Here is a 232-nt window from a genome sequence, read left to right on the forward strand (position 1 = left end):
TGATTTGTCTTTTACAGGATTTTCTGTCCTAATATCTGATTTCATTCCTTTTATCGTATCGGCGTAGAATTGAGGATCTTGACCTGCTTTTCGCTGATCGCGATAGTATTTCAATGCTACAAACGCCACTTTACCAATAATGGAGATGACGATTAAGTTCAAGAGTGCCATAAGACCCATGGAATGGTCGGCCATGCCCCAAACGATACCGAATCCGGCTTTAGCACCGAAC

General features: G+C 42.7%; 1 protein-coding gene. It reads right to left on the reverse strand.

The window, feature by feature from the left end; all coding sequences use genetic code 11:
• On the reverse strand, window positions 1-232 hold a 232-nt coding region (locus tag Q4550_RS24195; RefSeq protein WP_303536819.1), incomplete at both ends, for an alanine:cation symporter family protein.

Source organism: Anaerobacillus sp. 1_MG-2023, from assembly GCF_030547345.1.
Lineage (GTDB): Bacteria > Bacillota > Bacilli > Bacillales > Guptibacillaceae > Guptibacillus > Guptibacillus hwajinpoensis_B.